This window comes from Desulforudis sp. DRI-14 (assembly GCF_052618305.1).
The window spans coordinates 43,896-56,855 of the sequence record NZ_JBQXEZ010000009.1 but is presented as its reverse complement, the minus strand read 5'-3'; the positions used below and the strand labels follow the sequence as shown (position 1 = coordinate 56,855).

The 12,960-nt window shown below is 57.1% G+C and carries 14 protein-coding genes and 1 riboswitch; of the genes, 11 read left to right on the top strand and 3 right to left on the bottom strand.

Going from position 1 to position 12,960, the window contains the following annotated elements; translation table 11 throughout:
• The first annotated feature begins 172 nt into the window (after nt 1-172).
• A riboswitch (cyclic di-GMP riboswitch) is annotated at nt 173-259 on the top strand.
• A gap of 184 nt (nt 260-443) precedes the next feature.
• Complete coding sequence (locus ACUM6F_RS07225) at nt 444-3,095, top strand: PAS domain S-box protein (protein ID WP_445348818.1); 2,652 nt, start codon at nt 444-446, stop codon at nt 3,093-3,095.
• Between the two features lie 94 nt (nt 3,096-3,189).
• Here ACUM6F_RS07225 and ACUM6F_RS07220 read toward each other — a convergent pair whose 3' ends face one another.
• Both ACUM6F_RS07220 and ACUM6F_RS07215 read right to left on the bottom strand, forming a co-directional pair.
• A complete protein-coding gene (locus ACUM6F_RS07220) occupies nt 3,190-4,044 on the bottom strand; it encodes a homing endonuclease associated repeat-containing protein (protein ID WP_445348817.1) in 855 nt (284 codons plus the stop codon).
• A gap of 446 nt (nt 4,045-4,490) precedes the next feature.
• On the bottom strand, nt 4,491-4,652 hold the full coding sequence (locus tag ACUM6F_RS07215) for a hypothetical protein (protein ID WP_425620851.1): 162 nt from the start codon (nt 4,650-4,652) through the stop codon (nt 4,491-4,493).
• A 788-nt stretch (nt 4,653-5,440) separates the two neighbouring features.
• Here ACUM6F_RS07215 and ACUM6F_RS07210 point away from each other — a divergent pair.
• The 5 genes from ACUM6F_RS07210 to ACUM6F_RS07190 all read left to right on the top strand — a co-directional run bounded on the left by ACUM6F_RS07210 (nt 5,441) and on the right by ACUM6F_RS07190 (nt 7,470).
• Nucleotides 5,441-5,659: a helix-turn-helix transcriptional regulator gene (locus ACUM6F_RS07210; RefSeq protein ID WP_425620852.1), complete on the top strand. Its 219-nt coding sequence runs from the start codon at nt 5,441-5,443 to the stop codon at nt 5,657-5,659.
• Nucleotides 5,660-5,846: 187 nt separating this feature from the next.
• Complete coding sequence (locus ACUM6F_RS07205; protein ID WP_425620853.1) at nt 5,847-6,071, top strand: DUF1659 domain-containing protein; 225 nt, start codon at nt 5,847-5,849, stop codon at nt 6,069-6,071.
• 162 nt (nt 6,072-6,233) lie between these two features.
• Complete coding sequence (locus ACUM6F_RS07200; RefSeq protein WP_425620854.1) at nt 6,234-6,458, top strand: DUF2922 domain-containing protein; 225 nt, start codon at nt 6,234-6,236, stop codon at nt 6,456-6,458.
• A gap of 177 nt (nt 6,459-6,635) precedes the next feature.
• The gene (locus tag ACUM6F_RS07195; protein ID WP_425620855.1) at nt 6,636-6,821 is read left to right on the top strand and encodes a YvrJ family protein; all 186 of its coding nucleotides are present in this window, start codon (nt 6,636-6,638) and stop codon (nt 6,819-6,821) included.
• A 124-nt stretch (nt 6,822-6,945) separates the two neighbouring features.
• On the top strand, nt 6,946-7,470 hold the full coding sequence (locus ACUM6F_RS07190) for an N-acetylmuramoyl-L-alanine amidase (protein ID WP_425620856.1): 525 nt from the start codon (nt 6,946-6,948) through the stop codon (nt 7,468-7,470).
• A 136-nt stretch (nt 7,471-7,606) separates the two neighbouring features.
• On the opposite strand, the gene ACUM6F_RS07185 is transcribed toward ACUM6F_RS07190, so the two are convergent.
• On the bottom strand, nt 7,607-8,014 hold the full coding sequence (locus ACUM6F_RS07185; RefSeq protein ID WP_425620857.1) for a zinc ribbon domain-containing protein: 408 nt from the start codon (nt 8,012-8,014) through the stop codon (nt 7,607-7,609).
• A gap of 166 nt (nt 8,015-8,180) precedes the next feature.
• Here ACUM6F_RS07185 and ACUM6F_RS07180 point away from each other — a divergent pair, with 166 nt between their 5' ends.
• From ACUM6F_RS07180 to ACUM6F_RS07160, 5 genes are all read left to right on the top strand, one after another.
• Entirely contained in the window at nt 8,181-8,774 is a 594-nt protein-coding gene (locus ACUM6F_RS07180) for a GbsR/MarR family transcriptional regulator (RefSeq protein ID WP_425620858.1), read from the top strand.
• Nucleotides 8,734-9,693, top strand: a complete 960-nt coding sequence (locus tag ACUM6F_RS07175; RefSeq protein ID WP_445348816.1) for a TIGR01777 family oxidoreductase — start codon at nt 8,734-8,736, stop codon at nt 9,691-9,693. Before ACUM6F_RS07180 ends, ACUM6F_RS07175 begins: the two co-directional genes overlap by 41 nt.
• A gap of 203 nt (nt 9,694-9,896) precedes the next feature.
• On the top strand, nt 9,897-10,490 hold the full coding sequence (locus ACUM6F_RS07170; protein ID WP_445348815.1) for an anthranilate synthase component II: 594 nt from the start codon (nt 9,897-9,899) through the stop codon (nt 10,488-10,490).
• A complete protein-coding gene (pabB, locus tag ACUM6F_RS07165) occupies nt 10,472-11,965 on the top strand; it encodes an aminodeoxychorismate synthase component I (protein WP_445348814.1) in 1,494 nt (497 codons plus the stop codon). The genes ACUM6F_RS07170 and pabB overlap by 19 nt, the downstream gene beginning before the upstream one ends.
• Complete coding sequence (locus ACUM6F_RS07160) at nt 11,953-12,792, top strand: aminotransferase class IV (RefSeq protein WP_445348813.1); 840 nt, start codon at nt 11,953-11,955, stop codon at nt 12,790-12,792. Before pabB ends, ACUM6F_RS07160 begins: the two co-directional genes overlap by 13 nt.
• Nucleotides 12,793-12,960: the final 168 nt, after the last annotated feature.

The following is a 12,960-nucleotide window of genomic DNA, read 5'->3' as shown; positions in this document are numbered from 1 at the left end:
GGAGATTAGCTAACCCGCACAAAAATTTCTTAACTCTAGCTCGAAAAATGAAGGAATTGGTAGTTTTAGGTCGAACTTTGGTTAGGACATTAGTCCTAGTCAATGAGTTTTTTTATTTTTAATTTATTTGAGAAGAAGTTTATTAGTATCGCGTTCATCCATTAAGTCTGTTCCGCTAGAAGGGCAAAACTGCCGAAAGGCGGTGGCGCAAAGCTACAGGGACTAAGGCGGTGATCCGCTATGTCAGCCAGTTGCCGGTGGAACTATAGAAAAACCCACCCCTCTGGCGGTGGTGTTTTGTTTTGTAAACGCTTTTACACCGTGTACGTACATCGATAACCAGCTCTGGCTTCAAGTCCGGTCGTACCAGTGTTGTGTAGGAAACAAGGATTACTACTTTGGAGTCCACCCGTGGCAGAATTTTTAAACAAGGGAGCTTGGTTATGCTGCTGCAGTTTGAGGACTTCTTTGAATTATGGCCGGATATTCTCTGTATTGTGGGCCCAGACGGCTGCTTTAAGCGCGTGAATTCGGCATTGAGAAGTCTTCTCGGTTACACTGAAGAAGAACTTCTCGCACGGCCGGTCGCCGATTTTTTTCATCCCGACGACCGGCCGTTAAACATCCAATGGCAAAAGGTCTTGGGCACCGGTAAGCCACTGGTTAATCTCGAAAGCCGCTGTCTCTGCAAAGACGGTTCATACCGGTGGCTGGCGTGGAACGTCTGTCCGGTTGCTGCTGAAGGAATGATCGGCGCTTCCGCCCGGGATGTCACTGACTACAAAAAGATGATCGAGGCTTTGCAAAAATCACATGATTTCTGTTTGGCCCTGATTGACGGGTTCCCTAACCCTATGTGGCGTTCTGGTATTGACGGTAAGTGCGATTACGTTAACAAAAGCTGGCTTGACTTCACCGGAAGAACAATGGAGCAGGAAGTGGGGTATGGCTGGATTGAGGGGGTTCATCCCGAGGATTTAGACCGGTACGTTACAACCCATCTGGATGCTTTAAATGCACAAAAGCCGTTTAAGATCGAATACCGCCTCCGGCACCGCAGCGGAAAATACCGTTACATTTTAAATTTTGCTACGCCGTTTTATGGCCGAGACGGGAGCTTCTTGGGGCACATCGGATCCTGCTACGATGTTTCAGGGCGCAAACAGATGGAGCAGGCACTTCAGGAGTCCGAAACCAAGTACCGAACCATCTTCGAGAATACGGGGACAGCTATGGCGATTATCGAGGAAGACACAACGATATCCTTGGTAAACAGTGAATTTGAGAAGCTGACCGGGTATACCCGGGAGGAGACCGAAGGCAAAAAGAGCTGGACCGAACTTGTGGTACAGGAAGATGTTGAGCGCATGAAGGAGTATCACCGGCTGCGGAGAGTAGATCCAAACGGGGCGCCCAGGAATTACGTGTTCCGGAGCATTACTAAAGAGGGTAAAATTAAGTACCTTTATGCAACAGTCACAGTTATCCCGGGAACGAGAAAGAGCGTCGAATCCCTGCTGGACATCACCGAAAGCAAGCAGACAGAAGAGAGATTAAAGCAGCGTCTCAAAATGGAAAAGTTGGTGGCGGACATATCGGCTAACCTTATCAGCCTCACCCCAAACGAGATCGACAACGGTATAAACGTCGCACTGCGGGCTATCGGCGAGTTCGCCGGTGCCGATCGCAGTTATGTCTTTTTGTTCGCCAGCGATAGGACCAAGATGGACAACACCCACGAGTGGTGCGCGGAAGGGATCGAACCGCAGATCGACAACTTGAAAGGGCTGCCAACAGAAACCTTTGCCTGGTGGATGCGTCAACTCAAGGAATTCAAGCCTATATACATCCCGAGTGTCGAAGAACTCCCATCCGGAGCCTGCGAAGAAAAGGAAATCCTCCAGGCCCAGGATATCCAGTCGGTTCTTGTCGTCCCCCTCGTCCACCAGAGATCCCTTGTCGGTTTTCTTGGCCTAGACGCAGTGCGTTCAAGACTGACGTGGACTGAAGAAGACATCACCATGCTGAAGATTATAGGGGAAGTGATTGCCAATACCCTTGAGCACCGTCGTATGTTTGATACGCTCCAGACAAGCGAAGCCCGGTTGGCTAGCGCCCAGCGTATCGCCCGTCTCGGAAGCTGGGAATGGGACATTGCAGGCAATGAAGTGCGCTTTTGTGACGGAACCCGCCGGATTTTTGGTCTCGTTCCCCAAAAATCCGGTGCGACGTATGAGGCTGCCATAAACACTGTCCACCCTGACGACAGGAAGTACGTAGAGGAGTCGATTGCCGAAGCCCTCAAGGAAAGAAAACCATGCAGCATTGAGTATCGCATTGTTTTAGAAGACGGCGCTGAACGTATTGTCCACGTACAGGCCGAGGCAACCTTTGATGATTTAGGCAAACCTGTCAGAATGGCCGGGACAGTCCAGGACATTACGGAGCGTGTAAAAATCGAGGCCGCGCTTCGGGAAAGCTCGGGGCAGCTCAAGAGAGCCATTGAGGAGACGATTCGGGCGGTGGCAAAACTGGTCGAAATGAGGGATCCGTATACTGCCGGGCACCAGCGCCGGGTAGCCGAGTTAGCCTGTTTGATTGCGAAAGAAATGGGGCTTTCCAAAGAGCGGATCGAGGGTCTCCGTTTTGCGGCCCTGATTCACGACGTGGGGAAAATACACGTGCCGGCAGGGATTCTCAATAAACCTGGCGGTTTATACGAAGCCGAGTTGAGCCTTATCAAAATGCATCCCTTGGTCGGGTATGACGTCTTGAAGAGCATTAACTTTCAATGGCCCGTAGCTCAAATTGTCCTTCAGCATCACGAACGGCTTGACGGTTCGGGATATCCTCAAGGACTTTCCGCCGACGATATTCTTTTGGAAGCGCAAATCCTCGGAGTCGCCGACACCGTTGAAGCGATGGCTTCTCACCGCCCGTATCGCCCGGCGAAAGGCATTGATCAGGCTCTGGAACAGCTAACGAAGGACAAAGGCGTATTGTTCAATCCCGACGTGGTCGATGCCTGCTTAAGGCTGTTTACTAGCAGAGGGTTTCGGTTTAGTGATGATGATGGGAGTAATAGAGTTTCGTGAACCAGTGAGAAGTCTGTCCGCGTTTCCCGGGAAGGCCTGGTTATCCTGCCTAAAACCGCATGGGATCTTGCAGGGCAACATCCGGTATTCGGTGTTAGCCTAACACCAGTTCAGTCAGGTACCGCTGTATTATCTGGCACACTCTGCTGGGAGTCAGCCCTTCGTCCTCACCCATTTCTTTGTATGATTCACCCTTGGCCAAGCGGATCGCAAGCCGGCGTCCACGGTCGTGCCCGTTTAATTCAGGAAACCCCATTTCGTAGGCAGTGACAAGTAATCGTGACAGTCTCCCGCCAAGCGACGGTCTCCCGATTATAACAATGCCCGCATCCGAAAGGACTTCTTTCATAACCATCCGCCTGTAAGGAGAACGGTGCAGCTCCGATGCCGCCACGACTGTTCGTCCTCGGAAACGCCTTAACGTTTCGGCGACCGTTTTTCTCCGCCTGGGGTCCATCGGGTCAAAGCCGCACTCACTAAGAGCCGAGGCCCAACTGTCAAACATCAAGAAAATGGCATCTTCACTAGGCCAGTCGGTCCGCCGAAGTTTGAAGCGCAAGCTGCGGTACTCGGTCACGCCGGGGGGATACCCGATAATCTCCGTTGCAGTCTTGAGGGCCATTATAGCGCGGGCCTTTTTTTCGTTCTCGTCTTTCAAAGGTCGAACGCGCAGGATTCTACGGTTCGGCTTTAGTCCTGCAGCCAGAACGGCATAATCCCAAGAAGAGAAAAGCTGAATGACGTACCGGATAGGAGGGTATCCCCGTAAGTTCTGTACTCGAAGGTATTGTCTCTGTGTAGGCGTATGACCCAGTTCGTCTGCTAATTCCCTGACTGCCTGAACAACAGTATCCTTGTCCGTGAGGCACGGTATGACGGCTTCCTGGTCACGATGCTCGTCGTCACGGCAAAAACGGTTGAGTTTCAGCGGGGTGTCTTGCGAATACATCGACACCACTCCTGTAGGCAACATTACGGGTTTTCTTGTCTGCAAACCCGTTATACGAAAAAACGGTGGAATCCCGGTTCAATCCTAATAATGGACTGTCAAACAAAAATCCACCGCCAGAAGGGGGTGGATTTAACCAACCGTCTATTCCCGGCAACTGGCTGACATAACCGGAATCCCGTGTTAGTCCCTGTAGCTTTTGCGTCACCACTTTGATTTCTGGACGATAGTCCTATGCGCATAGGACTATCGTACTAAAATTCGACACCGGGTATACCAATTCCTCCATATTAAAAGGGCATGACCCTCCTGTTTATTTATTTTAGGGTGAAAACATAAAATTCACCCTCGGAAGGGTGAATCAACTTAAGGCCGGGTGCGGCAGATCTGCCACGGTTAAGTGATTGCAGGATTTAGCCGGTAAGCTTTTGACGTAGCTCGCCGGTTTACTTTTGGACCGGTTTGCCGCCCGGGGCCTTACGGGGCTGATCGGCGTTGGCGGTTTCCGGGACCGGGATTTCGGCATGGCAGTAGGCGCAGATCCATACCCCTCTGGTGTCCGCGCTGTACCAAGCCGTTTTGCATTGCGGGCAGATCCGCTTTTGCATTGTTCCCACCGCCCATCCAATCTTATTAATCCCCATACTACGTTATATAGGTTGTATTTATGCCTCAGCTACCCTGAAAAAACGGTCCTTGCTATTCGGGGCTGGGTTTATCACCGAAAGCGGTCCAGCACTCAACTTGGCAGCTCGTTAAAGCGAACCCATCACCTATGGCTAGCCCTTCGAAGAGACTTAGTTGAGTGCCGGGTTCCTCGGCTCACTGCGCATTATTGATTTATACTCCCAACGTTCGCTACGGCCAAGGCCTCGACGCGTACTTGGGTAACCTGCTGAAAACCGCGCCCGCGAACAATCCGCAGGAGGCAAGCCACGCTCCGAACCGAGCTCAGGCCATCACCCGAAAGGCCGTTCAAAAGCGAGCATGGCGCGGAAGGCGAGGAGTCCAGCGCGGAGCGTACTGAAAAAGAGGTCTGAAACCAGAGGTCAGAAGTCTGACCGGGAAGCGATCACTCGTAATCGCATCGAGTCCGACCTCGGACTTCCGGCATCTAACATCCTTGTTGGTACGTGAGCACCGGACGACGATGCCTGACAAAGTCAGGCGAAGCTTTTCAACGGCCTCATAGAACGGTCGAAGCGGAGCACGGAGCGGCGGGGATAACCCAGACCTGCTGTAACCATTTTTCATTGTTTGTGGTGCTGTATTTTGCAGGATGAGGGTCTGCTAGGGGATAACACTTGGGCATAGGTAACTGTTACAAACAGTGACTAGCCTGGTCAGGGTTCAGTGGTATGCTGAAAGCGCTCTTTCAGGAACAGGAGGTGGAGACATGAACGAATTAGGTTCCCTTGTCCGCCGGGCAAGAATAAGCAAGGGGTTAAGCCAGGCCGCTCTGGCGCGCGCCGTCGGCCTTACGCCGCAGTACATCTCCGACATCGAGCGGGGAAGGGCCTTCGGGTCCTACCGCACCCTGCACCGGCTGGCGGCACGACTCGAACTCTCCCTGGACAGCCTGCTCTCGGCAAACCGGGACGGGGCAGGCCGGTAGGAGGTATGCCGTACGGTAATCACCGGCGGTGGTACGGCCATATCTGTTATTGACGGTTACCAGCGGGGGTTGTTACCATGATCATGGCTGTTATAAACGGTACCGTTTGCACGCCCTGCGCGAGATGTGGGAATGTGAGAGAGCACCTCGCAAAAGGGCGGGTTAAACCGGAGGAGGTGTATAGTTGATGGCAGTCGTGTCTACCCCTCTCGGCAGCGTGCTGATCGTCGAGGTCCAGACAGGTGTCAGCGATAACGGCAACCCCGTCTTGCGGAACCGCCGCTGGTCCAACGTGAAGGCCGGCGCGCCGGACCAGGACGTTTTCGAGGTCGGCGCCGTCCTGGGCGGTCTGCAGAGCCATATCGTCACCGCGGTGATGCGCGAGGACGCTGAAGAGCTTGCCAACGCTTAGCGTTCTGCTGTCAGCTTTCAGCACTCGGATTAGAACGCCGGGTCTGTTCTCCGAAGCGTCGAATGCTGAATGCCGAATGCCAATACGGGGAGGTCGTCAAGCAGCCGGGCGGCCTTCCTTCCCGGGGTAGCGCCCCGGTGGTTCTGGAAAGGATGTGATTTCGTGGCAGTGACCAGGAACCTGGAAATGCGCTTCCGGAATGCCTCGGGGAGCGCGGTGACTATCCGCGTGCCCGACCCCAAGGCCGGCCTGACGGCCGCCGAGGTGGAAGCGGCTATGAACACGATCATCGCCAGGAACATCTTCGCCTCCAGCGGCGGGGACCTGGTGGCCATAGACTCGGCCCGCATCGTCGAGCGTACCGCTACGACCCTTATCGGGGAGTAGAGGAGAAGAGTGAGAATGGAGGGCCCGCTCTGGGCCCTCCATTCCGTCTTCGACAGTGCTTGTCGGCGGCGACTGGATGTATTAAGCCGGAAAGCAAATCTTGAAGCTGGCTTAAGATCCTGCTCGCAGCTCAGACCTCCGACCTCAGACATCCTTATTTGGAGGGAGGAAAACGGCGTGGAAGAGTTTTTAAAACTGGTCGGCAATTACGGGTTCCCGATGGCCCTCTCGGCTTATCTCCTGGTGCGCCTGGAGCCGCTGATCAGGGAACTGCAGAAGTCGGTCACGCTGCTGACGATGGTGGTGGCGCGCCAATCCGGGGTGGAACTGGATGACATCGTAGAGTTCCACGCCAAGCATTAGGCACTTGGCATTAAGCATTTAGGATGGGATAGGTAAGACGGCTTAGGATCCTGCAGGCTTTAGCTTATTCAGCCGTTAAGGCGCGATTCCATAGAGACCGCAGTGCGGAAGGAGGGGGAAACGGATGCCCAAGTGGATACATATAGTAGTTCACCACACCGGAACGCAAGAGAGGAACGCCGCCCAGGTCAAGGCCTACCACAAGAGCCTCGGGTGGCGCGACGTCGGCTATCACTACCTCGTCGAGCGGGATGGGACGGTGGTCAACGGACGGCCGCCGACCATGGAAGGGGCGCACTGTGTGGCCGGGGGGATGAACCGCAAGGGCATCGGCGTCTGCCTCATCGGTAACTTCGAGCTCTACCCGCCGCCCAGGACGCAGCTTGTCTCCCTGCGCGCGCTTTTACAGCGCCTGATGCGGGAGCACCGCATCCCGCCGGCGAACGTGCTGGGGCACGGCGAGGTGCCGGGAGCGGCGACGGCTTGCCCGGGGCGGTATCTCGACCTGAAGAAGATGCGGGATGAACTGTCACGCGGGCCGGTCCTGTACCGTGTGCAGGTCGGCGCTTTCGCCGAGCGCCGGCGCGCGGAGGCGGTGGCCGAAGACCTGAGGGACCTCGGTTACGAGGCCTTCGTCGCCGGTTCGTAGATGGATGCGCGATGTCTTTACAGAGGAGAGGCAGCCGAAGCCGCCTCTCCTAATTTTTTCGCCGTCATCAAGCCGGCCGGGCGGGTCCCATGCGGATACGGGCCCGAATCGCTCCCATACTTGTTTGCAGTGCGGGTTAGGCTGGGAGCCGGGCGGCGGCCTGCACAACGGGGCGTCCGCAGTGGGGACAGTACCTGGCGCCGGCCTCCATGCTGTTGCCGCAATAAGAGCAGAAGACTCTGTTGGCGACGATCGCAGTTATTTTCCTGTTGAGTTCATCGAGCTCGTCGTAGAGCCGGGCGATTTCTTCGCAGTGGGCGCGGATTTTCCGGTAGTCTATACCGTTTTTGCGGTACATGGTCAAGACGAAATGCCCCAGTGCCCGCTCCCGGCGGGCGATGGCGGTTTCTATTCCGACAACGGCGGCCCTGGCCTTGGCTGCCTCCGCCAGGCGCCGTGATCTGTCCGTCAGGGTCTGGGTGACGGCCTTCCATTTGTCCGGGACAGCTACGCCGTCCAGGATGCCCCTCCTGAAAAAGCCCATGTTCCCTTCCTCTTTCTCGGTCCAGTGGTAATTCCTGGCTTTTGCTTTTCCTACAGTGTACGCTTGAGCAGGGGGGGTTGTGCCTGTACACTGTTGCCATGAGAGTTTGTATCATTTAGAATGTATTAAACGATGTTATTACGAGCAAGACGGAGGGTGACGGGCTATGGACGAGGCGCTGCGCGAGGCGCGCATGCGGCTGATCGAGGCTTTGGGCCGGCAATCCGCTTTCTGGGGCCTGGGCAAGGCAACGGGCGAGCTGTACGCCGTTTTGTACCTGTCTGCGGAGCCGATGAGCCTGGGCGAGCTGGCGGAGGCCCTGGGTGTTACAAAGGGCAACGTCAGCATCGCCATCCGGGTCCTGGAGCAGTTCGGCATGGTCCGGCGCAGCATGCCGCCGGGCGATCGCCGGGTCTACTTCGAAGCCGAGGCGGACCCCTGGCTGATTATGCAACGGGTGCTTGAGCGGCGACAGAAACCGGAGTTTGACCAGTCGTTTCGGATCATCGAAGGCAGTCTGCGGCGTGCGCGGGAAGCTTCGTCCGGGCCGGATCGGGATTTTGTGGCTGGTCGGCTGCAGGTGCTGCAAAGTTTTTACAGGGAACTGGATCAGATCGTCGAGACCGTTTTACTTGTCGGCCCCCGCCGGTTTGCGAAACTGGTGAAGGTTTTGGCAAGGCTGCAGCGGTTCGGCGGCCGCAGAAAGGGAGGGACGGGCAATGAAGGTGGTCGTGACGGGAGGAACGGGGTTCATCGGTAGGCCCCTGGTTGCTTCTTTCCTCGACAGGGGCGACGAGGTTACCGTGCTGACGAGGTCCAAAACGGGGCGCCTGCCCGCGGGAGTCAAGGCTGTTACATGGCCGGCGGGAGGGCCTGCTGCCTCCGGCGAGGAGGGCGGCATCCCGCCGGGAGAGGCCGAAAGTCGCTGGTGGGAGGCGCTGGACGGGGCGGATGCCGTCGTGCACCTGGCCGGAGAGTCGATCGCCGCCCGGCGCTGGACGCCTGAACAAAAGGAACGGATTCGCGAAAGCCGGGTGCAGGGGACGAGAGTGCTGGTCGAGACCCTGGCGCGTGTGAAGCGGAGACCGGAGGTGCTGGTCAGCGGTTCAGCGGTCGGCTATTACGGTCCGCGTGGCGATGAAGAATTGACCGAAGCCGACGCTCCCGGGCAAGACTTCCTCAGCGAGGTCTGTACGGCCTGGGAAAGAGAGGCCCGGCAAGCGGAGATTCTGGGGATGCGCGTCGTCCTGCTGCGCACCGGCATGGTGTTGGAGAGGGACGGCGGGGCCCTGCCGCGGATGCTCTTGCCCTTCCGCTGGTTTGCGGGCGGACCGTTCGGCTCCGGCCGGCAGTGGATGTCCTGGATCCACCGCGACGATCTGGTCAGCCTGATTCGCTTTCTCATCGCGAACAAAGAGGCGCGGGGTCCGGTAAACGCCGTGGCCCCGAATCCGGTAACCAATCTGGCTTTCGCGAGGACTCTGGGGCGGATGATGCGCCGTCCGTCACGGCTTGCCGTTCCGAGGGCGCTTTTACGCCTGGCCCTGGGCGAGATGGCCGAGGCGCTGCTCTTGAGCGGGCAGAGGGCGGTCCCGGCCCGGGCCCTTGAGTTGGGATTCTCTTTCAAGTATGCCGAGCTGGAGACGGCCCTGCAGGCCATCCTGAAGGCCGGCAAGTAAAATTTCGACGGGGCGGGCCGGTGAGCGGTTGACGAAGTATGAAGCAGTTGCTAAATTATATTCAAGTGTTGCCATGACAACCTAAAGACGAGACGAGATCAGACGAGCAAGTTTAAGACCAGCGAGACGACTCGGAGACACGGGGTGAGCACCGATACGCGGGTATCGGTGTTTTTTTTTCGGGGTGAAGGAGGCAGCGTACGGTGGTGGTGATCATTGACAATTACGATTCGTTTGTGTACAGCCTTTACCAGTATTTTAAAATCCTAGGGAAAAACGTCCTCGTGGTTCGTAACGATGAGGTTGCTATTACCGGCCTGAAGGCGCTGCCGATATCGCATCTTGTTTTGTCACCGGGACCTTGCACCCCGGATGAAGCGGGGATATGCATAGAGGCAGTGCGCCATTTCAGCGGTCGGCTGCCCGTACTGGGAGTCTGCCTCGGCCATCAGGCAATAGCCCGCGCTTTCGGAGGCGGTTTGGCTCGCGCAAGGCGGCCGATGCACGGAAAGGTCACGCCGGTTTACCACGACGGCCGCGGTATCTATAGAGATCTTCCTAATCCGCTGATCGCCGCCAGGTATCATTCACTGATTGTTCCGCCGGGAGGGTTACCGGGTGAACTGACCGTGACCGCTGTGGACGCCGGGGGAGAAGTAATGGGTCTGCGGCACGTTGAGTTTACGGTTGAAGGTGTACAGTTTCATCCCGAATCGATCTTGACTCCTCAAGGCTTGGCGTTATTGGCGAACTTCGCGGCCATCAAGGGGGGATGCTGGTGCCGACCGCGCTCCTAATCGAGGAACTGCCGGCGGCTGCCGACCCGCCGGGCCTCTTTGAGAAAATCCGTGATTTGAGGCTCCCGTTTCTGCTCGAAAGCAGCCTCAGAAAGGGGCGGATGGGCCGTTACTCCATTTTAGGCGCCGAACCGTTTCTCACCGTCTCGGAAAAACACGGAAAGATAAGGATCACGGCGGAAAACGCATCGGCGCAGGAAGAAAATGAGGCTAACCCCTTTGACGTGTTGAAGGAACTGATATCAAGCCACCGCTTGCTGCGAACGGCACCGGCGCCCCCTTTCATCGGCGGCGCGGTGGGTTATTTCGGTTACGATCTCGCCAGACGCATCGAGAGGCTGCCGTCGCTAAGCAGCGATGACCTTGGGCTGCCCGAGATCCATCTTGGTTTTTACGATGCGGCGGCCGTTGTTGATCATTTTTCGCACCGGGTTTATCTGGTGGCCGCAAGCCTGCCTGAACGAGGGTCGGCGGGACTCAGGCGGGCAAAAGAGAAACTGAAGCGGCTTCGCGGGGCCTTGTCGGGAAGACTCCTGTCAGGAACGGTTCGGCATGAGGCAGCCGCCGGTTTTGAAGAAAACCCGGCCGTGTCCGGGCAACGCTTTTCCTTGCTGCGGGTGCGGGACGGGTTTTTGACCAGCACTTTCAGCCCGCCGGCCTTTAAGGCGGCCGTCGAGAGAGTCCGCGAATACATTGCCGCCGGGGACATCTTTGTCATCAACCTGGCGCAGCGCTTCTCGCTGCCTTTTTTCGGAGATCCGTGGGTTTTGTACCGGTCCTTGCGCAGTATAAGTCCGGCTCCCTTTGCAGCCTATCTCGACTGCGAAGATTTTACGGTCATATCGGCGTCACCCGAGTTGTTCCTTCGCCTGCGGGATGGCCGGGTAGAGACCCGTCCGATCAAGGGTACGAGACCGCGGGGCGACACCCCCGAAACCGACCGACGCCTGCGCGAGGAACTGTGGCAGAGCGCCAAAGACCGCGCCGAACTGGCCATGGTGGTGGACATGCTGCGCAGCGACCTGGGGAAGGTATGTCTTCCGGGTTCCATTCAGGTCCCCGAGCTATACCGGATAGAGGATTATGCCACGGTCTTTCAGCTGGTGGCCACGGTTGAGGGCCGGCTGGATTCAAGATGCAACGCGGTCGACCTCTTGCGGGCCTGTTTTCCGGGAGGGTCGGTCACCGGGGCGCCCAAGGTTCGGTCCATGCAAATCATTGAAGAGCTGGAGCCGGTCAGGCGGGGGATTTACACCGGAGCGATCGGCTACCTGGGATTTGACGGGAACGCGGATATGAGCATCGCGATCAGGAGCGTAGTCTGCCATAAGAACAGGGCTTGGTTCCATGCCGGAGGCGGCATAACCATCGACTCCGATCCGGAAGCGGAGTACCGCGAGACGCTTGATAAGGCCAGGGCGCTGTTGAAGGCCCTGGGGGTTAACGGGCTGGAGGTGGATGGATGGAGACTTTAGCCTGCGTCAACGGCCGGATCCTGCCGGCACAAGAGAGGTGCGTCAGCCCTCTCGACCGCGGGCTGCAGTACGGCGTTGGCCTGTTCGAGACATTGGCCGTTACCGACGGGCGCATCCTTTTTGTGAGGGAACATCTTGCCAGGCTGGAAAGCGGTATGGCGCAACTTGGCATAGAGCTGGGCCGACATGCCGGGCGCTTGCAGGAATACCTGGAAATGGGCCGGCAAGCCAACGCGATACACCGCGGTTCCTTGCGGCTGACTGTAACGGCGGGGCCGGCGGGATGCGAGGGATGCGCTATCGTCACTCCGGGCCCGCCTCCTTACGGTGCGGACTGTTACCGGCAGGGCATACGAGTGGGCATGTGCAAAGTGAGGCGGAACCCGCATTCGCCCATCGTCAGGCTGAAAACTCTCAACTACCTGGACAGTTTGCTGGGCAGGCAGGATGCAAGGTCGAACGGATGGGACGAAGGTATCCTTCTGAATACTGAAGGAGCGGTTGCCGAGGGAACGGCCAGCAACGTCTTCCTGGTGCACAAGGGCCGGCTGTTCACGCCGCACGCCGATTGCGGGTTGTTGCCGGGTATTGTTCGGCACATAGTCCTGCAAGCGGCCGGGTTCCTGGGAATAGATGTCGTTGAGGGATGCTTCGGCGCTACAGCGCTGGCTGATGCCGACGAGATTTTTCTCACGAACTCTCTGATGGGCGTTATGCCTGTTTCGCTGTTTAACGGTCGGCCGGTGGGTGTTAGCGTTCCGGGTCCCGTCACCGCCCTGCTTATGGACGCCTACGAGCGCCGGGCTCGTCTAAACTGTGCTTTGTGAGCCCCCCGCGCCGAAAAGTCTGGCGAAAGCAAAATAGGCGTCTCTCGGCTCTTATGCTGCGCCTTACGGTAGAGTAACACCATAATTGTTAACCAGCCTGGCTACAACTGGTTGACAATTGGCGTTCCGTAATTGTAGAATACCTTCATCATAGAGCGAGGAGGTTGT